Raw genomic sequence first — 19,861 nt, 5'->3', positions numbered from 1 at the left:
ACAAGACCGAGCTGATCTATCCCCACCGGCCGTGGGCGTCGGTTGGGGAAGTCGAGATCGCCACCCTTCGCTGGGTGCACTGGTGGAACAACCAGCGACTTCATCAATCCCTGGGATATATCACTCCACAGGAGATGGAAGACGCCTACTATCAACAATCACACGCCCACCCGTTGGGCGTTCAATAAGCGGAACTAAACCCAGGACACTTCATCATGTCCTCCACCACACCTCAAAACACCACGCTGGACAGCCCCGGAACAAAGTTCGGGCCCTGGCTCGCTCTGCTGCTCGCCGGGGGATTCGAAGTCGGCTACGCCCTCAGTGTTAACGGCAGTGAAGGCTTCACCAACGTCAAATGGTCTCTCGTCGCCATCGTGTTCTTCCTCTGCACGCTGTTCTTCCTCAGCGTCGCATTGAAAAAGATTGATGTCGGCATCGGTTACGCCGTATGGGCTGGTATCGGTGCCGCTGGCGCTGCTTTACTCGGCCCCGTCTTTTTCGACGAAACACTAACCCTCGCGAAGGGATTCTGGCTCGCGGTCATCATTGGTGGGGTCGTCAGGCTGAAACTCGCTGACAGCCCAGCGTTCGAAATGCAATCCGACCGGTAACTGATCCTATCCTTGTGGGAACACCACAACTTTGGACTGAAGCGACCCGAGAATGTCAGACTATTTCGGCACTACGTAACTGCTTCCAGCAGACTCGCCTGTTTCGCTCGGCTGGTTTGGATCCGTAGGAATCTAATCTACGGGCAAAACTGGCCAAAACCGAAACAGCATTCGGGGTCAGTGACCTAGCCAGTCAGCCAAGGCACTTTCAGTAGTCTCTAGCTGGCGGCGTCGCGCGGTTAGCTCCCGCAACCGTCGCTTCATTCGTTGCCGTGTCGCCGCGCATTCAGGGTTCGGTGCCGGCTCTTCCGTCATACACGGCAGCATAAGCATGGCATCTTTAGCTGTGAAACCCATGTCGAAAAGCGACTTCACTTGTCGTGCTCGTTCGATCTGGGCAGAAGAATAATCACGGTACCCAGTCTCCGTTCGATCGGGAACCACCAAGCCCACTGATTCGTAGTGTCGCAAGCGGTGTGCAGGTACGCCAATTTCCTGCGCAGCCCGGGCAATCCTCATTTCAGATCTCCTTTGACTTGACCTTCACACTAGTCTCAAACCTTACCGTTGCGTTGTGCAAAAGATGACCACCAAACTTTCCATATTTGTGCTCGCTACAGCTCTTTTCGTAGTAACCACGAGCGAGTTTCAAGTCTCTGCAATGATGACCGACATGGCCGTCGACCTCGGCCAACCCATCGGTAAGCTCACTCATCTGGTGACGGCGTACTCCTTAGGTATGGCCCTTGGTGGACCAACACTGGCATGGGCACTTAACGGCAAACCAGTTCGTGCGTGTCTAACGGGAGCGGTTTTCGTGTACGCGGGTGTTGAAATTACCGCGTCGTTTTCACCCACGTTCACGGTTCTACTCATCATCCGCTTCCTTACTGGGTGTCTTTCTGGGGCGATTTTTGGTCTTAGTCTCACTGCTGGCGTCCTCTTAGCGGGCACGCGGAATCAATCTCGAGCTGCTGCCGCAATCCTCTCCGGGCTCATGGCCGGAACACTTCTTGGATTACCGCTTAGCCACGTCATTGGATGGCTTGCAGGGTGGCGCATGTCGTTCATCCTTCTAGGTTTCGCAGCATTCATGATCGCGGTTGTGTTGGCAGCGGCCCTTCCGCGTATCCCTGCACTATCGGGCGAAGGAACTGAGCGAGTCTCCGTTGTCAGTAACCCAGGTGTGTGGAGCCGCATGTTGACCAGCTTCTTCACCATCGGTGGTTCCTTTGCGGCATTCGCATTAATCGATCCAATACTTCGGCGCGCAGGTTTCACCCCCATTGGAACAACCGTCGCACTCATTGGATTCGGAGTGGCAGCGTTTACAGGCAATCTCTTGTGGGGAAAGGTCTCAGAAACCAATGCTCAAAAGTTTCTGCTCGCTGGCCTTTCAGCCCAAGCCGTTGCGCTACTGCTCCTGGTTGCGACCCCCAATGCCGGCCCCATCACAGCCCTGGCGATAGTCGCACTCGGAGGTACAGGAATGGCGCTCAACCCGCTGTTAGTGACCCGACTCATGGCACAGGCTGACCCCCACCCTTTCATCAACACCGTGCACACAGGATTCATAACCATGGGAGCAGCGGCCGCAACCGCAGCAAGCGGATATGTGCTAGCCAACGAAACGAGCCTCACACCGTCGATTCACGTAGGCGTTGTTTTCACACTGATTGCCTGGATAATCACGGTCGTCACCCCCGACCACTCCGATGTCAGACAGGGATGACTAGGAAACGAACTTGTCACGAGCCTAGAACGGCCTCATTGTCAGCTGCGTGCTTTAACGCTGCGCGCCGAACTCACCAGTCGCGAATGACACACCCCCGCGCTGCCTTCGCAGTTCACGGGGGTGTGTCACTTGGAGCCGCCTGCGAGAATCGAACTCGCGACCTTCTCATTACGAGTGAGATGCTCTACCGACTGAGCTAAGGCGGCGGGGACTATTAAAGGTCCGAACCGATAGCATAATCGACGCGCACCCCCGCACAAAACTGGGCAAACTTGAGACGGTGACGGGGTGTGTGGGCAGCGTTGGGCCGAGACATGAAGAAGCCTTCCAGGGAGGCTCGATGGTGGCCGAGTCAGGCAGCAGCGGAAACGTGCAGCACCTCGTAGGCGGAGACATCGGTGGAGGTCTCGTCGGCTTCTTTGGTGCTGAGCTCGACGAGGACGGCGGCCCAGGCGGTGACGTCCACGGCAGCGACGCGGGCCACGGTGGAGTCAATGGTCGTAACGAGAAAGTCCGCAGTAATGCCCTCGATGCAGTGGGACGGCGCGGCGCCGTCCGGCAGGGGCACGGTCTTGATGGTCAAGCTGCGGGCTGCGACGTAGTCAGCCGGACCGGCAACGAGCTGATGGACAGTCCAGTCTTGGATCGGGTGGCGGCCAAAGTCGTGCACGATGGCCGAGTATCCAGGTTCGCCCCAGCAGAACTGACGCATCCCGTCGATGTCGCGCCAGACGTAGAAGGGTGCGTAGGCGTTGTGGGTTGCACCCCTGGCCTTCTCTTGGATGAGGTAGGCCTTGAACTCCAGTCCGTGGTAGCCGTCCATGAGGTGCCCCGTCCGGGTGACACGATCGCGAATGATTTGCATGTCGTAGTCAGTGGGCAGCGTGATCTGATACTGCATGGCGTACATCAGTGGTTCTCCTTTGTTGCGTGGGACTAAGTCGCGGGATTGACGGGTTCCGGCCATTCGATAACCGACAGGTCATCAGCGGCTTGCTGGTAGGCCTCATGTGTCATGGGCTGTTCGGGTGCAGCGCCATGCCAGTGTCGCCGGCGGGCATCGAGCCAGATGGACTCGCCCCCAGCCAGGCACTGGGGCACTTGCCCTTCAATGTGAACCATGGCAACGCCGTCCGTGGCATACAGTCCCTGACACTTGGGATGAGTGTGCGCCCCAGCCGCAAACGTGACGGCGTACACAGCCAGTGTCGACTCACGGGTGGGTGCCCGGCCAAGGTCTTGGCTTCGACTGTGCCCGTGAAGTACCCGGGAGCGAAGCTCATCGCCGGCTCCAGGTGCGCAGGAGCGTAATTGCGCCGCGGATAGCGGCGTCGAACTCTACAGGGTCTTGCTGGGCACGGGCTAAGACATAGCCACCCTGCACTGTGGCCACGACCATCGAGGCCAATTGGTGGGTGTCAGTTCCAGACGGGAACTCACCCGCATCGATCCCCTCGTGAATGACTGTCCCGATCGTCTCGACAAGCCATGCCAGGGTTGAGGAGACCGGCTGAAGCAGCTCAGGCGTAGCGATCACGTCGACGTCATAAGTCATACGACCCATACGGCAGCCCCGGAGGGAGTCGCGCTGGCGCTCGAGATAGGCAACGAGACGCTCCGTGGCCGTTCCCTTGCCACGGAGCAACGCATCCGCATCATTCCGCATGGCTGTCGCACTGGCCTCCAGAGCGGCCACCGCGAGGTCCTGCTTGCCCGAGAAGTGGTGGTACATGCTGCCTTGCCCCGCGTCGGCTCGGCTCAGTATGTCCTTCGGGCTAGTTGCTGCATAACCCCGCTCCCACAGCAGTTCCTGGGCCGCATCCAAGAGACGTGTCCTTGTGTCCATGCCCCCAGTGTACATACCAGTAGTTACAGAATTCTCGTCGACCGCTCCGCGCCGAGCTCAATCTATGTCCCCGCTCAGTACACTTAGCTCACGCCGCACGCGATGCGGATGCGCCCGAGCATGCCGTTGAAGGCGATGACGGGCATGACGTTCTGGTGCAGGCGCGCGCGGCATTCGGCCACGGCGTCGAGGCACTCCGTGATGCCCGCCAGGTCGGCGTGGTTGGCAATCTCTGTGGATAGCCCCTCAAAGTCAGGGTGCACCAGGGGCACTCCTCCCCCGCTGCTGGTGATCATCGCGTCGCGGTAGATCCCGGCGAGGTCCACCAGGGTGAGGTCGAGCACGTCGCGCAGGCGACGGGTACCGCGCGCCTTTTGCGCAGCTTCGAGCTCTTTGAGCGAGGACGCCGTGCCGCGCAGCGCCTTCGCCGCGCCTTTGCCTTTCGCACCCATGCCGAGGGCGTTTTCGAGCCGCTTGCGCTCCTCCTCGTCGGACGAGGCATACGCGTCCTTGGCTTCCGCGTCTGCGGACTTCACCAACGCCGCCACACCTTGGAAGGCCTGGTCGCCGTGGAAGACGAGTTCGGCGATGTTGATAGCGGCCGCCCGGCGCTTCTGCGACGCATCCGAGTTGACCAGGCGGCGCGCCCGGCCGATGTGCCGCAGTGACGTGACGGCGGCCAGCCGCGCGTCGGACTCCGCTGCGCCTTCTTCAGAAACCAGGATGCGCACGATCTCGTCGACGGACGGGGCGGGCACGTACAGGTGGCGGCAGCGCGAGCGCAAGGTCACCGAGAAATCCTGCGGGTCGGTGGACGGGGCGCACATGATGATGACGGTGGTTTCCGGCGGCTCCTCCACCGTCTTCAGGATGGCCTCGGGGGCCTCACGGGAGAAGCGGTCGGCGTCTTCGATGATGATGACGCGCCAGTTCGCGACCGTCGGTAAGCGTGTCGCTGCAGGAATGATCGTGTCGCGCACCATGTCGATGCTGATGGTCATGCCCTCCGGCACGATGTGCACCACGTCCGTGTGGGCGCCGGCGAAGACGTCCCGGCAGGCTTGGCAGTGCCCGCAACCGAGTGCGTCCGCGGGCGATTCGCACACGAGCGCAGCTGCGAACGCCACAGCCGCTGTCGACCGTCCTGCCCCCGGCGGGCCAGTGAACAACCAGGAATGCGTCATCGCGTGCGGGTCAGCGCCGGGCACTCCGCGTGCGGCCGCCGCGGCGCCGAGGATGGTCTCACGGACCGACGGGGTTCCCGCCAGCCTCTCCGGAACGCTCAGCTCACTCACGCTCACCAGCCTACAACCCCTCCCGAACACCACCCTGGGCCCGCTCCGCGATGGCTTGTCCACTCTTCACCTACCCCCGACGTAGAGTAGGTGAACGTGGAAAGAATCTGGCGCGGCGTGAAGTGGCTCATGGGCACACCATGGCCTCTGTATGCTTCCGTGCTGCTGTTCACCAACGTGGTCAGCGCGATCGCGATCATGTTCTTCGTCCGTTACCTCATCCCGATGCAGGGCACGGAGTATTTGGCGGATGTGGCGAATGTCTTCGGGCCGTTGGCGGTCGTTTATCTTGTCATCGCCGTGATCTTCGGCGGCATTGTCTCCTACATGCTGTTTCGACCGGTCCTGCTGTATGAGCGGCGCCCCGACGATTTCGACGCCCACAGCGTCTACCGCCTTGTGCTCCGCATTCCGGTGCTGCAGACACTCGTGGTCGGGGTGATTTGGCTCCTCGGCATCATCATTGCCACCACAGCCACGGCGCTTTACGACGGCTCCTTAGCCCTCGTCATCGCCATCTCCACCCTCATGGCGGGCCTGGTCACCTGCGTGCTCACCTTCGTCCAGGCGGAACGCCTCGTGCGCCCCGTGGCGGCATCGACCTTGGCGCGGCAACACGAGGACTCCACTCTGGAACCTCCGATCAAACAGCGTCTGTATATGACCTGGTTCATGACTTCGGGCGTGCCGCTGCTGGGCATTCTGTTCCTGTTGGCCGCCCAGTACTACGGGTTCTTCGAAGACACCCCCGGTGAGCTGTTGCCGTCGGTAAGTGCCCTGGCGGGCACCGCGATCTTCACCGGCATGGCGGGCACCGCGTTCGCCGTCATGAACGTCGTCGACCCGATCAAGGAGCTCCAGCAGGCGATCAACCGAGTGCGCCGCGGTGAGACGGACACGCAGGTGCCTATTTACGACGGCTCCGAGCTCGGCGTCCTGCAAGCCGGCTTCAACGAAATGATGCGCGGGCTCAACGAGCGTGAGCGCGTCCGCGACATCTTCGGCCAGTACGTCGGCTCCGAGGTGGCCCAGAAGGCCCTCGAGGAGAAGCCGGAGCTCGGCGGCGAGGACCGCAAGGTCGCCGTCGTGTTCGTCGACGTCATCGGTTCGACGAACTTCGCCGTCAACCACTCCCCTAAAGAGGTCGTGGAGGCCCTCAACGCCTTCTTCGAGATCGTCGTGGACGTGGTGCACCGCAACAAGGGCGTGATCAACAAATTCCAGGGCGACGCGGCCCTGGCCGTCTTCGGTGCGCCGCTGGCGGTGACAGACTCGGCCTCCCACGCCCTCCAGGCCGCACGCGAGCTGCGCCAAGAGCTGCGCGGACTCGAGCTCGACGCCGGTATTGGCGTTGCGAGCGGCCACGTGGTCGCCGGGCATATCGGCGGCCAAGACCGCTTCGAGTACACCGTCATCGGTGACGCCGTGAATACCGCCGCCCGTCTCACCGAGGTGGCCAAGGACACGCCGGGCCGAGTGCTCACCAACGCCTCGACGCTGACAAGCGCCAACGAGATCGAGCAGGCGCGCTGGACCGTGATGAAGTCGATCGAGCTGCGCGGCCGCAACAAGATGACACAGCTCGCCCGCCCGGTGCGCGCGACGATGGCGGACAGCGCCTAGCCGCGCCTCGCACTCAGCGAGGGTGCGGCCGCGCCCTACACACGCCAGCCCCGCGCTATTTCTTGCGCGTGCCCGCCTTCACCACACGCTTGGTGGTCTGCTTCGGCTTCTTCGCAGCCTTCTTGGTGGCCTTCTTTTTGGTGGCCTTCTTCTTCGTGGCTTTCTTCGCTCCGCCGCCGGCAGCGTCCTCGGCTTCGCGGGCGCGCCGGGCCGAGAGCAGTTCGTTGGCGCGGGCGTCCGTCATGGTTTCGGGGGTGTCGCCGCGCTGGAGGGAGGCGTTGGTTTCCCCGTCGGTCACGTAGGGGCCGAAGCGGCCGTCCTTGACGGTCATGGGCTTGCCGGAGACGTCGTTGTCGCCAAGCGCTTTCAGCGGCGGCTGAGCGGCGGCGCGGCCGCGGCGCTTCGGTTCGGCGTAGATGCGGCGGGCCTCATCCAGCGTCACGGTGAAGATCTGGTCCTCGTTGGCCAGCGAGCGAGAGTCGTTGCCCTTCTTCAGGTACGGGCCGTAACGGCCGTTCTGGGCGGTGATCATCTCACCGTCGGAGGGGTCCTCGCCGACTTCGCGGGGCAGGGAAAGCAGTTTCAGAGCGTCCTCAAGCGTCACCGTCGACGGTTCCATGGAGGAAAACAGGGAGGCGGTGGCGGGTTTGAGTTGCTCGTCGATAAGCTGCTCGGTGCGCTTGACGCGCGCTGCTTCCGCGGTCTTCGTCTCCCAGTTCTTCGCGCGCTTGCCTTCGGCCGCGCGCTGGGCATCTTCCTCGGCGCGCTCGGCGGCGATGACTTCTTGGGCGCGGGCTTCTGCGGTGGCACGCTCGTCATCACGCACGAGCTCGGTGACGTAGGGGCCGTAGCGGCCTTCCTTAGCCACGATCATGCGGCCGGTATCGGGGTTCTGCCCCAGCTCACGGCCGGTCGGCGGGGTGGCAAAGAGCTTTTCCGCCATCTCTTGGGTGACTTCGTCCGGAGTCGTGGATTCGGGCAGGTTGGCGCGCTGGAACTCCGGTTCGCCGTCGCTTCCCACGCCGACCTGGCGCTCCAAGTACGGCCCGTAGCGGCCAACGCGGACGTAGACGGGACGGTCTTCCTCGTCGCGGAAGAGCTCGAGGGAATTGACCTTGCGGGCGTCGATCGCCTCGAGGTTGGCCTCGATGATGTGCTTCAGGCCGCCGCGGCGCGCCACAGCCTCGGCGGTGGTGTCAGAGGCCTCGGCGTCGCCGAAGTAGAAGCCGGTGAGCCACTCGGTGCGGTTCTCGGTGCCTTGGGCAATCTCGTCGAGCTCGTCCTCCATCGAGGAGGTGAACTCGTAATCCACGAGCGCGTCGAAGTTCTGCTCCATGAGCCCCACCACGGAGAACGCGACCCAGGTGGGCACCAGCGCGTTGCCGCGGGTAGCCACGTAACCGCGGTCCTGGATGGTCTTGATGATGGACGCGTACGTCGACGGGCGACCGATGCCCAGGTCCTCCATCTTCTTCACCAGCGACGCTTCTGTGTAGCGCGCCGGCGGGTTGGTGGAGTGGCCGTCAGCTGTGACCTCGCGGGCGGTCAGCGCGTCGCCTTCAGAAAGCTGCGGCAGGTGCTTTTCCTTGTTGTCCTGCGTGTCGGAGTAGGCGCGCAGCCAGCCGGGGAAGGTGATCGTGCGGCCGGAGGCGGTCAGCTCGACGTCGGTGCCGTCGGCATCTTGACCTGCGACAACGACGGTCATCGTGGTACCGCGGGAGTCTTCCATCTGGGAGGCGACGGTGCGCTGCCAGATCAGCTCGTACAGCTTGAACTCCTCTGCGTCGAGGGCGCTCGCGAGCTCGCCCGGGGTGGCAAAGCGCTCGCCGGCGGGGCGGATCGCTTCGTGCGCCTCCTGCGAGTTCTTCACTTTGCGGTCGTAGCGGCGCGGCTGATCGGTCACGTAGTTCGACCCGTACAGCTCTCGGGCGGCGTTGCGTGCGGCATCGAGCCCCTGCTTCGACAGCGATGTGGAGTCCGTACGCATATACGTGATGTGACCGTTTTCGTACAGGCGCTGCGCGATGCGCATTGTGCGCGCCGATGTGAAGTGCAACTTCGCACCCGCGGCCTGCTGCAGCGTCGACGTCATGAACGGGGCGTACGGCCGGCGGGAGTGCGGCTTCGACTCCACGCTGGCAACCGTCAGGTCTTGGCCGGTCAAACCTTCAGCGAGCACTTCCGCACGCTGCTTATCGACGACAACTACCGCATCATTCTTCACCCCACCTCGGTCATTGAAATCACGACCCTGGGCGATCTTCGTCCCGTTGATGGTGGACAGTTTCGCGTCGAACTCGTCCGGGTTGGCGGCCCCGCCGCTGCCCGCGTTCAAGGTGGCGGTCACGTCCCAGTATTCGGCGGAGACGAAAGCCATGCGCTCACGTTCACGTTCGACAATCACGCGCGTGGCCACCGACTGCACACGGCCCGCCGACAGGCGCGGCATGACCTTCTTCCACAGCACGGGCGAGACCTCGTAGCCGTAGAGACGGTCGAGGATGCGGCGGGTTTCCTGCGCGTCGACGAGGTCCATGTCCAGCTCACGGGTGTTCTCTGCGGCCTCGCGGATGGCGGATTCGGTGATCTCGTTGAACACCATGCGCTCTACCGGCACCTTCGGCTTGAGCACCTCGAGCAGGTGCCAGGCAATGGCCTCACCCTCACGGTCCGGGTCTGTTGCCAGCAACAGTTTGTCGGAGCGCTTCAGCTTGTCTTTGAGGTCCGTGACCTTTTTCTTCTTGTCGGGGCTGACCACGTAGATCGGCTGGAAGCCGTCCTCGGGGTTCACTCCGAGCTTGGCCCACGTTTCCTTCTTGTACTTGGCGGGAATGTCAGCGGCGCGGCCGGGCAGGTCGCGGATGTGGCCCACAGATGCTTCAACGAAGTAGTTGTCGCCCAAGTATTTTTGGATCTTCTTCGCCTTGGTCTGTGACTCCACAATGACCAGTGTTTTGCCGTTATCCGTCACGCCGGGTGACTCCTTAAACCTCTCGAGCTCATTCTCTATGACAACTACCACGGAATATAAGGTCTTTGTGACTGATCATGAAAACTTCCCTGAATAAGTTCCACGCGAAGTACACTTTCCTGACATGGCTGAGATGATCGATTCGCTGATCCAATTCTTGGAGCAGTTGATGACCATGCCTATCTTCTATCCGCTGCTAGGCCTGCTCATCACTGTCGACGCTCTGTGCCCGCTCGTCCCCAGCGAAACCGTCCTCAACTTGGCGGGCGCCTTCTCCGCCTCCCAGGGTGTGCCGGACGTCAAATGGGTCATCGGGGCCGCCATGATCGGCGCGCTGATCGGCGACAACCTGTGCTTCATGCTGGGTGGGAAACTGATCCACTTTGTCAACCGCCTGGACCCAGACTCGAACGCCGGCCGCGCCATCGAATGGGTGCGGGACAACATGAACCAGCACGGTCCTGTCACCATCATCGTGGCACGGTTCATCCCGTGGGCGCGGTGGGTGGCCACGATTCTGCTGGGCTCCGTGCGCTTCAGCTGGTTCAAGTTCTTCTTGTACGACACCATCGGCGTCGTGCTGTGGGTCTTCATCGGCGTTGGCGTGGGGTACCTCGGCGGCACGATCCTGTCGGACTTCCCGCTGCTGGCCATGATCGTCGGTGTGATCCTCGGCTCGCTGGTTGGCCTGGGCATTCAGCGCCTGCAGTCACGTTTGTTGGACTGGCGCGATGTCCGGCGCGGTGTCTCAGTGATCTAAGAGGCCCGCACACGCAAAAACGGCGCCCGAGTGGGGCGCCGTTTTTTGACCGTCGACAAGCGTTAAAGCGCGCGGACCTGCTGTGCCTGCGGACCCTTGCTGCCTTCGCCGATCTCGAACTCGACCTGCTGGTTCTCTTCGAGGGTGCGGAAGCCGCTGCCCTGGATCTCGGAGTAGTGGACAAAAACGTCAGAAGAGCCGTCATCAGGTGCGATGAAGCCGAAGCCCTTTTCGGCGTTGAACCATTTCACAGTTCCTGTTGCCATTGTGGTTAACCTTTCGTAGATGCTTGGAGCTCGCGAGCACCCGGTAAGGCGCACACAATCTGCGACCACCGACCAGTGTGCCATGACTTGGCCAATCACGCCGGGCGAGCCGAAAAGTTTTCCGTATCCTAATTACCGTTGGAGGGATCCGCATGGATGTGATGGCCCAAGAGCTGCTCGAAGGGCTCACTCGCGCATGCCCGCAGGGCACCATCACGCATGCGCGCACCGTCCCCGGACGCCCCGCGCGCCATGTTGAATGGCCGCAGTGGACAGATGAGGCGCTGCGCACGACGCTTATCGACGCTTCCATCACCCTCCCGTTTTCCCACCAGGCCGAATGCGCCCAACTCGCGTGGGACGGCCGCGATGTGGTGGTGGCTACTGGGACGTCGTCAGGCAAATCTTTGGGTTACCAACTGCCGGTGCTGACGACGCTGGCGGAGGATCCGACCGCGTGCGCGATCTACCTGACGCCGACGAAGGCGCTGGGATCCGATCAGCTGATGGCGGTGAATACCCTCATTAAGGGTCATCCGGTGTTGGGTGGGGCTGGTTCCGCCCCTATCAACCCCGCACCCTACGACGGAGACACACCTACCGAGGCTCGTCCCGTGGTGCGGGAGACCACCCGCTTCGTGTTCACCAACCCCGACATGCTGCACGCCGGCATCCTCTCCGGCCACCCGAAGTGGGCCCGTCTGCTGCGCCACCTGCGGTACGTCGTGGTGGACGAATGCCACTCCTACCGCGGCGTTTTTGGTGCCAACGTCGCGCTGGTGCTGCGCCGCCTAGACCGAATCGCCCGGGCCTATGGGTCGCGGCCAGTGTTCGTGTGTGCTTCTGCAACGGCCGCTGACCCCGCCGTCCACGCGTCCCGTCTGACCGGCCGCGATGTGACCGCTGTGACAGAGGATGGCGCCCCCACCGGCGAACGCACCTTCGCCTTGTGGGAGCCCGGTTTCATCGAGGGTGCCGAGGGCGAGAACGGCGCCCCCGTCCGCCGCGCCGCCACGACAGAAGCAGCCACGATCATGGCGGACCTGGTCGGGGCCGGTGCCCGCACGCTGACGTTCGTGCGCTCCCGGCGCGCCGCCGAGATTGTGGCGATGCGCGCGGGTGAGGATTTGGTTGCCGCCGGCCGGGTCGACTTCGCGCGACGGATCGCCTCCTACCGCGCTGGGTACCTTGCTGAGGACCGTCGCGCGTTGGAGCGGGATCTCGACAACGGTGACGTGCTCGGCATGGCCACGACGAACGCGCTGGAACTCGGCATCGACGTCGGCGGGCTCGACGCCGTGGTCATGGCGGGGTTCCCCGGCACCGTGGCCTCCTTCCGGCAGCAGGCGGGCCGGTCGGGCCGGCGCGGGCAGTCGTCCCTGGTGGTCATGGTTGCCCGCGACGAGCCGATGGACACCTACCTGGTCCACCACCCTGAGGCGCTTCTGGACCGGCCGGTGGAGAATAGCGTGTTCAACCCGTGGAACCCGTTCATTTTGCGGGGGCATGTGTATTGCGCGGCCGTCGAGAAGCCGCTCACGCCCGATGAGGTGGCAGCCAGCGACAGCATCGCCCGCACCGTCGCCGAGCTGGAAGAGCAGGGTTTCCTGCGTCGCCGCGCCAAGGGCTGGTTCGCCGTGCCGCAGCTGGACGGGCCCATCACGCCGGAGTCGGCGCATGCCTCGGTGAGCCTGCGTGGCGGCACGGGTGACGAGGTCATGATTGTCGATGTCACCGACGGCCGCCTGCTGGGCACCGTCGATTCCGCCCGCGCCATGTCGCAGGTGCACGACGGGGCTGTCTACGTCCACCAGGGCGAATTCTTCGTCATTGAAGAGCTCGACCTGGAGGGCTACGTCGCGCTCGCCCGCCCGGAGATGCCCGACTATTCCACGATGGCGCGGTCCACCACGGACATCGCTGTCATCGGCACGGTGGACAAGGTCAACCCCTCGCCTGGGTTGTGGGTGGCCAGCGTGGATGTGGAGGTCACGGACCGGGTGACGGGGTACGTCGTCAAGCTTTCCGACGGCACCACCTCCGAGCACATCCCCCTCGACTTCCCACCGCAAACCCTGGTCACACGGGCGGTGGCCTACACGATCGACCCGGTCGTGCTCGACGAGCTGGGTATCGCTGCCGGCGACGTGCCTGGCACCTTGCACGCCGCAGAGCACGCCGCGATCGGCCTGCTGCCCCTGCTAGCCACCTGCGACCGGTGGGACATCGGCGGGGTGTCTACCGCGTTGCATCCGGACACGATGCTGCCCACCGTGTTCGTGTACGACGGCCACCCCGGCGGCGCCGGCTTCGCGGACGAGGGCTACGCCCGCTTCCACGAGTGGATTGCCGCGACCTACGACGCCGTGAAGTCCTGCGGATGCGCTACTGGTTGCCCCTCGTGCGTGCAATCGCCGAAGTGCGGCAACGGAAACCAGCCGCTGGATAAAGCGGGCGCGCTGAAGGTACTAGGCGCGCTGGTCACCATGACAGCTGGTTTGAGCGACCGCGTGCGCTGAGCCCCTGGCTACCGGTGGCCCGGCAGCACCGCGGTCACAGCGGCCCGGCACGCGCCGTCGCTTCGGCATGTCTCGCCCCACCCGCCGTGCGCACGGCAGTGGTGACGATCACATCCGCACCGTCGATCGTGCAGGTGCGTACCTCCGCGTCGTTCAAGCTCGCAGTTCTCTCCGCAGTGGAGCACACCTGCGACGCGGTATGTCCCGTGTAGAGCGCAGTTGCCCCGGCGACGGCAGCGAGGTCCGCCGCCACCTGCGCCCGGTGCGTGCCGGCGGTGTGGCTGACCAGGCCGGCCACCACCATTGCCAAGCTGACCACGGCAGCGACGATGGAGGCGGAGAGGATGGTGGCGTGGCCGCGGTCGTCGATAAGCGTGCGCATCAGCGGAACTCCACCGGATACACCGCGGTAGCGCGCATCGGGCGGATAGTCGCGGGGACCTCCGCCGTCACGCGCACGACCTCGGCATCCTCGGTGACAGTGACGCTGATCCCGTCCCGCGGCGGGGTGTAGGTGATGCCGATGGCGTGGGAGCGCGCCGCCGCACCCGCGACGTCCACAGCCGTGATGTAAGAGGCCATGGTGGAGATCCCCGCCACGATCGCCGCAGCCACCGTGACCAACACGGAGAGCGACAGCGCGGCCTCGATCGTGACGGAACCGCGGTCAGCGACGAGCACCTTTCTCATCAGCGCCACCCTCTACCTAACTCGGTGTGTTGGACAGCGCGTCGGTGATGATGCCCTCGATCGCGCTGACCACCCCGTCGCCGTTGATCACCATGTACAGCACCGCGGCGAGAGCGGCTGCGGCGAGACTGCCCATGGCGTATTCGATGGTGGACATTCCGCGCTCGTTGCGCAGGGCAGCGGCACTTTCGGCTCCACGCTGGGATGCTCGTGCGTAGGCGCGCAGCGTGGCGGCGTTGAGCTTATCGACGGCCCCGCGCAGGCCCATCGGGGCGGACTGGATGTTGTTCTCGGTGGGATTGATGATGGCTGCAGTCATGATCGTGTCTCCTTTTCTGATGACGGTGTGTCTTGAGAGTTGTTTGCTTGGTTCGTGCTGGTTGTTCTTGTTTCCTGGGTTTTGTGCTGGTTATCTCGGTTCTCTGGTTTTTCATCCACCCCCGAACATGTCTGACCCCAACCCGATGACCACGGGCGCGAGCCCGAGGACGAAGAACGCCGGGAGGGAGAACGCGGCGAGCGGAATGCTGATGAGGACTCCGGCGCGTTCTGCGGCCGCCGTTGCGTCGTCGGCTGCGTCAGCGCGCAGGGACTCGGCGATGCGGTCGCAGGAATCGGCTACCGCTGATCCTGAGGCGTGCGACAACGTGACCGTCGACGCCAGCTCTTCGCATCCTGGGACGCCGTGCATGACGGCCCATGCGCGTTCGGGTTCAATCCCGAGTTCGCTGTAGGCCACAACGCGGCGCCAGAGCTGCCCCAGCTGCGCGAGCTGACCCGATTCCCCCGTGTCCCCCACGTTTTCCCCCTCGTTGAGTGCTTCATCCTGGCCACCCTGTTGGTAGCTTTCTGCCACTGCGGCGGCTGCCGCGGCGGCCGGTAACCCCGCGCGGAAGCAGGCGGCGAACAGTTCAATGTCGCTGGCGATGCGGTGCTTGTCCCACCGCTTTTTCTGCTTCCCCCATCGACTGGTGTTGCCGGGCCCGTCGCGCGGGGCCTTCGGGTCCCGGGTGGACTCGCTTATCCGGCCCGCTGGTCCCACCCCAGGCAGAGCAAGTGCCCCGGCGAGGAAGGCTGTTGCCAGCACCGTGCTTATCGACGCACTCATCCTGCCGCCCTCCCGATGATCGCCTGCGACGTAGCGAACCCGGCGCAGACGAGCGCCGTTCCCACCAGCAGCAACAGGCCGCCGAGCCCTCCGCCGGTGAGTAGGGCCACCGGACGGGCACCCATTGCTTGCCCCATGAGGATCCCCGCGAGCGGCAGTACAGACAGAACCACTGCGGTTGCCCGAGGACCCGCCAGCGCCGCCGTAGTAGCGTTGCGGTGCCGCACAGCGTTGTCCAGGCGGGACCGCGCGCTGCCGAGCAGGTCCGCAACGGGAATGCCCAGCTTGGCCGACAAGCCCCACAGGACACCGACATCCCGCAGCTCAGGCAGGGGTGACGCTGCCAGGATCGCCGCACCCGACCCGCCGCTTCTCGTGTGGGCGGCCACACGGCGCAGCTCGCTGGCAAGGTCTGCTGGAGCGTTGTCGGCGGTCTGCTCGGCGGCCCGGGCGCATGCCTCGGCTACGCTCGATCCAGCGCGTAAGGCTGCGACCAAGTGGCCGAGGTAGCCGGCAGCGGCAACGGCACGGTCGTGGTGGGCGCGGCGCCGGCGGGCCGCCACCACCGAGTGGATGGCTGTCGCCCCGGCGACACACACGCTGAGCATCAGCGTCGCCCGGTCCGTCGCGAGCACTGCGAGCACAGCCACCACACCACCGATCCCCACCAAGGGACGCAGGGCCGCCTGAGTCATCGGGGCGGATCTTTGACCGATGCGCAGTGCAGGACGCGCAGGCGGCACGCACAGGGCCAGGGCGAGCAGCAGCGCAGCCGGCCACGAAATCACTGAGATCACGGCTGCACCCCCAGTTCGGTGCAAAGCTCCCGGTACCCGTCGCGCTGCCCGGCGCGCGAATCCCACACGACCCGCGGCACCACCGGGTTGCCTTCCAGCACACCGATCTGGTGGACAATGCGTCGGCCGTCGCTCTCCCGGCGCATCACGATCACCACATCCACCGCCGCTGCCAGCTGCGAGTGCAGCGCTTCCCAGTCGAGCCCGCCGAGCACCGCCAACGCTTCCAACCGGGCGGGCACCTCATCGATGGAGTTGGCGTGGACAGTCCCCGCACCCCCGTCATGGCCTGTGTTCAGCGCGGCGAGAAGATCGACAACCTCCGCTCCACGGATCTCCCCCACCACGATCCGGTCGGGCCGCATGCGCAGAGCCTGTCGCAGCAGGTCAGCAATGGTGATCTCACCTGCGCCTTCCGTGTTCTTCCCGCGCGAGGTCAGGTTGACCACGTGCGGGTGCGCCGGAGTCAGCTCCACAGTGTCCTCGATCGCGATTATGCGCTCGTGCTGCGCGACCTGCGCGAGCATGGCCGCCAGCAGCGTCGTCTTGCCTGTCCCGGTGCCACCGACAACGAGAAAAGCTTTTCGCTTATCGACGACTCCCCTCAGCACCGCCTCCCTTTCCCCATCCACAGCCCCAGAGGAACGCAGCTGGTCCAACGTGGCCGTCTTGCTGCGCAACACGCGCAGGGAAATGCAGGTGCCGCCCGCGGAGGTGGGGGCGAGGATGGCGTGGAAGCGTAAGACGGTGCCGTCGACACGCGAAAGGTGCCCGTCGGCGTATGGCTTCGCGCTGTCGAGGCGGCACCCGCAACTGGCGGCTAGGCGCGTGGCTAGGCGGCGCACCGCATCGTCGGTACCCAAGCTCATGTCTGCGCGCTCCAGCCCACTGCCGCGGTCGAAGAAGATGTCATCGGGGCCGTTGACGCAGATGTCGGTGACCCCGTCGATGGCGAGCAATGTTTCGAGCGGCCCTGCTCCCGTCGTTTCGTCGCGCAGAGCACGCATGATGTCCAGCACGTCGAGGTCGCTGATGACCACCGCCTCTTCACGGATGAGACCCGCGAGTTCGGCCGGTGACGTGATTGACGGGTCGTCGGCGAGGCGGCGTTGCACGGCGGCGATGATGTCTGCGCGCTCCATTAGCTCGCCGCCTTCAAAATCGTTCGAGCTGCCGCGGTGAGTGATCGCGGCAGGCGCGCCGGCAACCCGCCGACTTCGACTGCGCGGACGAGCTTCGGAACGTGCTTGACTTCCGCCACCACCTCCGTGCTGGTCACGTTCTCCATCTCCTCGGCGGTCATCCCGGACCAACCGCGGTGCCGCAGCACAATGGACACCGGAATGTTCGCGCCCCGGCATTCCGCGGCGATGAGCGCGGTGGCAGCGGCCGCTCGGACCTCTGCCGGCGCAAGGATGAATGCGTGGTCGCACCGGTTGGGCAGCCCGTCTGCAGGCGCGTCAACGACGGTCAGTCCGCCCGTGCCCAGCGCTGTGACGACCCGGTCGAGATCTCCCGCGGCCACGCGGCTAATCCCCGCCGCTTCGGGCACCACCGTCCGGGCCCCGGTGAGCACCCCGATCCCGTCCTTCGTCACCGGCAGTGCCTGGCGCAGTTGTGACCGGTCCACACTGCCTTGGCCGATGTCGAGGTCACCCCAGCGCGCACCGACAACGTCCTCGACGCCGAGCAACAGGTCGATCCCGCCAGAGTAACGGTGGGCGTCGACGATGACGGGTTGCACCTCCGTCGACGCTGTGCGGGCAACGGCCGCCGCGAAGGTGGACGTTCCCGCACCACCAGCCGCGCCGATGAACGTCAGTACTGTGCCCGTCGTCGCAGTGCGGGCACTGGCAACCCCGGTTGCCGCGCGCAGTGCTAACTTCCCAATCGCTCCGAGGAGATCAGCAGCCTCCGCCGGCAGCGCGAATGAATCGGCCGCTCCCGGTGGAGCCGTGTCGGTTGTTCCACCGGTGGTGTCGCTGCGCAGGTGGAACACTCCGTGGCGCTCGGGAAGGCCGGTGAGGGCGGGGAGGTTCTCGTCGTCGATAAGCACGGCGAACGCGCGGGAGTGGTGGCGGGTGATGTCGGCGGGACTGTGGGCGTCGATCAATGGGCGGCCCGTTGCGGCCGCGAGGTGCGTTGCCTCGGGGTGCACGATCGGGTCGCCGACGGCGATGAGGATGGGTGCTGTGTCGCTGCGCATGGCTTCACTGTGAGCGCTGCCAACCCCCAGCTCAAGCGGTTGCTTTCGGCCCTGTGGACAACCCCCGTTTTCGCGGACGTGTCACCATTTTTCTGTGGATAGCTCTGGCGCTTACCGCGCATTGTGCGCACTGCAGTGACCACAACTAAGGGGCCAGGGAACCGGCCGCTGCGGCGACAGCATGCGGAGAGAATAAGAGACGGCCCGCGCTATCGGGGGGGTGCGCGGGCCGTCTTACCCGGCCACAGGGGGGGATCGGGCCGGGGCCGGCCACACTGTATATCGGGGCCGTGCAGATCTGATTATGGCATATAAATTCGATTCTGCACAAGACCCAAACTCAGATAGTTCGAAAAATATTTCGAAGCCCCCGTACAAACGCATGTGAGCTGGCTGTTTTCCGCGGCAAGTTGGGCAGTTTGTGGATGTAGAATCATTCGCATGACAGATACTGGCCCGGATCACAGCGCCGCAGCGTCACCAGCGTCACCGCAACGCGTCGGCGAAGGCACGGGTGAGCGCGTGGCCGCGTTCTTCGACTTGGACAAAACAATCATCGCCACCTCGTCGGCCTACGCCTTCGGTCGCGGGTTCATGGACAACGGGTTGATCACACGCCAGGAGGCGTTAGAGCTCTACCTGTCCAAGACGTCGTATATGTTCTCCGGCCGCTCCAGTGCGAAGATGGATGCGACCCGCGACCGCATGGCGGCGATGGTGAAGGGCTGGCCAGTCGAGCAAGTGCGCGACGTCGTTGCCGACACCATGGTGAGCGTGGTCACCCCAGCGATTTACTCCGAGGCCCGGGAACTCATCGACTACCACCGCGCGCAGGGCCACGACCTGGTCATCCTGTCCGCATCCGCGTCCATCCTGGTGGAGCCGATCGCGGCAGAGTTGGGCATCGAGACAATTGTGGCAACAGAGGCGGAGGTCAAAGACGGGAAGCTCACCGGTGAGATCACCCACTATCTCAAGGGCGACGCGAAAGCGGATGCGGTGCGGCGCCTCGCCGACGAGCGCGGGTATGACCTTGCGCGCAGCTACGCGTACTCCGATTCGCTTACCGACGTCCCCATGCTCGCGATGGTCGGCCACCCCGTCGCCGTGAACCCCGACCGGGGGCTGCGCAAGCATGCGGCAGCAAACGGCTGGGACATCCGCAGCTTCAAGAACCCGGAGCCCCTCTTCCCCTCCCCCGGCGCGAAAGAGATCGGTATCGGCGCCGGAATGGTCGCCAGCGTCGCCGCCCTGACTGCTTTCGGCGTGTGGCTAGCCCAGCGCCGCAAGAGCGCTTAAGGCCCACCGTTACCTACGTCACGCACTCAGCAGGAATGTCATATACAGTAGACTTCCGTTGAGATAGGTTGAAAAAGCTCAAAGCAAGGTTGAGAATCTGCCTGCAATGGGCGGGGCCCACCCGAGGAAGGT

Annotated in this window: 21 protein-coding genes and 1 tRNA gene; 7 read left to right on the top strand and 15 right to left on the bottom strand. The window is 64.2% G+C overall.

Going from position 1 to position 19,861, the window contains the following annotated elements; all coding sequences use genetic code 11:
• Together KBX19_RS11100 and KBX19_RS11095 are read left to right on the top strand one after the other, a co-directional pair.
• Positions 1 to 188, top strand: a 188-nt coding sequence (locus KBX19_RS11100; protein WP_255999018.1) for an integrase core domain-containing protein, incomplete at its 5' end; no start/stop codon positions are given.
• A gap of 27 nt (positions 189 to 215) precedes the next feature.
• Positions 216 to 614 (top strand): multidrug efflux SMR transporter, encoded by a 399-nt coding sequence (locus KBX19_RS11095; RefSeq protein ID WP_255996009.1) that lies wholly within the window; start codon positions 216 to 218, stop codon positions 612 to 614.
• A gap of 177 nt (positions 615 to 791) precedes the next feature.
• Here the strand turns inward: KBX19_RS11095 and KBX19_RS11400 are convergent, their stop codons facing one another.
• Positions 792 to 1,133 carry a MerR family transcriptional regulator gene (locus KBX19_RS11400; protein ID WP_370687026.1) on the bottom strand — a complete coding sequence of 114 codons (342 nt, stop codon included), beginning with the start codon at positions 1,131 to 1,133 and terminating at the stop codon, positions 792 to 794.
• A 64-nt stretch (positions 1,134 to 1,197) separates the two neighbouring features.
• On the opposite strand from KBX19_RS11400, the gene KBX19_RS11090 reads away from it, so the two are divergent.
• The gene (locus KBX19_RS11090) at positions 1,198 to 2,346 is read left to right on the top strand and encodes an MFS transporter (RefSeq protein ID WP_255996062.1); all 1,149 of its coding nucleotides are present in this window, start codon (positions 1,198 to 1,200) and stop codon (positions 2,344 to 2,346) included.
• Positions 2,347 to 2,479: 133 nt separating this feature from the next.
• Here KBX19_RS11090 and KBX19_RS11085 read toward each other — a convergent pair.
• The 5 genes from KBX19_RS11085 to KBX19_RS11065 all read right to left on the bottom strand — a co-directional run bounded on the left by KBX19_RS11085 (position 2,480) and on the right by KBX19_RS11065 (position 5,490).
• Positions 2,480 to 2,555 (bottom strand) — tRNA-Thr (locus KBX19_RS11085).
• Between the two features lie 146 nt (positions 2,556 to 2,701).
• Positions 2,702 to 3,259 (bottom strand): DUF4865 family protein, encoded by a 558-nt coding sequence (locus tag KBX19_RS11080; protein WP_255996227.1) that lies wholly within the window; start codon positions 3,257 to 3,259, stop codon positions 2,702 to 2,704.
• A 26-nt stretch (positions 3,260 to 3,285) separates the two neighbouring features.
• Positions 3,286 to 3,471: a hypothetical protein gene (locus KBX19_RS11075; protein WP_255996228.1), complete on the bottom strand. Its 186-nt coding sequence runs from the start codon at positions 3,469 to 3,471 to the stop codon at positions 3,286 to 3,288.
• Positions 3,472 to 3,628: 157 nt separating this feature from the next.
• Positions 3,629 to 4,195 (bottom strand): TetR/AcrR family transcriptional regulator, encoded by a 567-nt coding sequence (locus tag KBX19_RS11070; RefSeq protein WP_255996229.1) that lies wholly within the window; start codon positions 4,193 to 4,195, stop codon positions 3,629 to 3,631.
• 83 nt (positions 4,196 to 4,278) lie between these two features.
• Complete coding sequence (locus KBX19_RS11065) at positions 4,279 to 5,490, bottom strand: DNA polymerase III subunit delta' (protein WP_255999017.1); 1,212 nt, start codon at positions 5,488 to 5,490, stop codon at positions 4,279 to 4,281.
• A gap of 96 nt (positions 5,491 to 5,586) precedes the next feature.
• Here KBX19_RS11065 and KBX19_RS11060 point away from each other — a divergent pair, with 96 nt between their 5' ends.
• Entirely contained in the window at positions 5,587 to 7,113 is a 1,527-nt protein-coding gene (locus KBX19_RS11060; protein ID WP_255996231.1) for an adenylate/guanylate cyclase domain-containing protein, read from the top strand.
• A 55-nt stretch (positions 7,114 to 7,168) separates the two neighbouring features.
• On the opposite strand, the gene topA is transcribed toward KBX19_RS11060, so the two are convergent.
• The gene (topA, locus tag KBX19_RS11055; protein ID WP_255999015.1) at positions 7,169 to 10,084 is read right to left on the bottom strand and encodes a type I DNA topoisomerase; all 2,916 of its coding nucleotides are present in this window, start codon (positions 10,082 to 10,084) and stop codon (positions 7,169 to 7,171) included.
• Between the two features lie 124 nt (positions 10,085 to 10,208).
• Between topA and KBX19_RS11050 the strand changes: the two genes are divergently transcribed.
• The gene (locus KBX19_RS11050) at positions 10,209 to 10,844 is read left to right on the top strand and encodes a DedA family protein (protein ID WP_370687025.1); all 636 of its coding nucleotides are present in this window, start codon (positions 10,209 to 10,211) and stop codon (positions 10,842 to 10,844) included.
• A gap of 62 nt (positions 10,845 to 10,906) precedes the next feature.
• On the opposite strand, the gene KBX19_RS11045 is transcribed toward KBX19_RS11050, so the two are convergent.
• A complete protein-coding gene (locus KBX19_RS11045) occupies positions 10,907 to 11,110 on the bottom strand; it encodes a cold-shock protein (protein WP_005287157.1) in 204 nt (67 codons plus the stop codon).
• Between the two features lie 152 nt (positions 11,111 to 11,262).
• Between KBX19_RS11045 and KBX19_RS11040 the strand changes: the two genes are divergently transcribed.
• On the top strand, positions 11,263 to 13,629 hold the full coding sequence (locus KBX19_RS11040) for a DEAD/DEAH box helicase (protein WP_255999013.1): 2,367 nt from the start codon (positions 11,263 to 11,265) through the stop codon (positions 13,627 to 13,629).
• A 34-nt stretch (positions 13,630 to 13,663) separates the two neighbouring features.
• Here KBX19_RS11040 and KBX19_RS11035 read toward each other — a convergent pair whose 3' ends face one another.
• From KBX19_RS11035 to ssd, 7 genes are all read right to left on the bottom strand, one after another.
• Positions 13,664 to 14,011 (bottom strand): Rv3654c family TadE-like protein, encoded by a 348-nt coding sequence (locus KBX19_RS11035; protein WP_005287163.1) that lies wholly within the window; start codon positions 14,009 to 14,011, stop codon positions 13,664 to 13,666.
• Entirely contained in the window at positions 14,011 to 14,319 is a 309-nt protein-coding gene (locus KBX19_RS11030) for a hypothetical protein (protein WP_255999010.1), read from the bottom strand. The genes KBX19_RS11035 and KBX19_RS11030 overlap by 1 nt, the downstream gene beginning before the upstream one ends.
• A gap of 16 nt (positions 14,320 to 14,335) precedes the next feature.
• The gene (locus tag KBX19_RS11025) at positions 14,336 to 14,545 is read right to left on the bottom strand and encodes a DUF4244 domain-containing protein (protein WP_040423996.1); all 210 of its coding nucleotides are present in this window, start codon (positions 14,543 to 14,545) and stop codon (positions 14,336 to 14,338) included.
• 204 nt (positions 14,546 to 14,749) lie between these two features.
• The gene (locus KBX19_RS11020; protein ID WP_255999008.1) at positions 14,750 to 15,427 is read right to left on the bottom strand and encodes a type II secretion system F family protein; all 678 of its coding nucleotides are present in this window, start codon (positions 15,425 to 15,427) and stop codon (positions 14,750 to 14,752) included.
• A complete protein-coding gene (locus KBX19_RS11015; RefSeq protein ID WP_156774781.1) occupies positions 15,424 to 16,224 on the bottom strand; it encodes a type II secretion system F family protein in 801 nt (266 codons plus the stop codon). The genes KBX19_RS11020 and KBX19_RS11015 overlap by 4 nt, the downstream gene beginning before the upstream one ends.
• Positions 16,221 to 17,366 carry a TadA family conjugal transfer-associated ATPase gene (locus KBX19_RS11010; RefSeq protein ID WP_005287177.1) on the bottom strand — a complete coding sequence of 382 codons (1,146 nt, stop codon included), beginning with the start codon at positions 17,364 to 17,366 and terminating at the stop codon, positions 16,221 to 16,223. Before KBX19_RS11010 ends, KBX19_RS11015 begins: the two co-directional genes overlap by 4 nt.
• The gene (gene ssd / locus KBX19_RS11005; RefSeq protein ID WP_255999004.1) at positions 17,366 to 18,430 is read right to left on the bottom strand and encodes a septum site-determining protein Ssd; all 1,065 of its coding nucleotides are present in this window, start codon (positions 18,428 to 18,430) and stop codon (positions 17,366 to 17,368) included. The genes KBX19_RS11010 and ssd overlap by 1 nt, the downstream gene beginning before the upstream one ends.
• 441 nt (positions 18,431 to 18,871) lie before the next feature.
• Here ssd and KBX19_RS11000 point away from each other — a divergent pair, with 441 nt between their 5' ends.
• Positions 18,872 to 19,729, top strand: a complete 858-nt coding sequence (locus KBX19_RS11000) for an HAD family phosphatase (RefSeq protein ID WP_255999002.1) — start codon at positions 18,872 to 18,874, stop codon at positions 19,727 to 19,729.
• Positions 19,730 to 19,861: the final 132 nt, after the last annotated feature.

This window comes from Corynebacterium sp. CCUG 71335 (assembly GCF_024454075.1).
Lineage (GTDB): Bacteria > Actinomycetota > Actinomycetes > Mycobacteriales > Mycobacteriaceae > Corynebacterium > Corynebacterium genitalium.
This window is presented reverse-complemented; position numbering and strand designations above follow the sequence as displayed.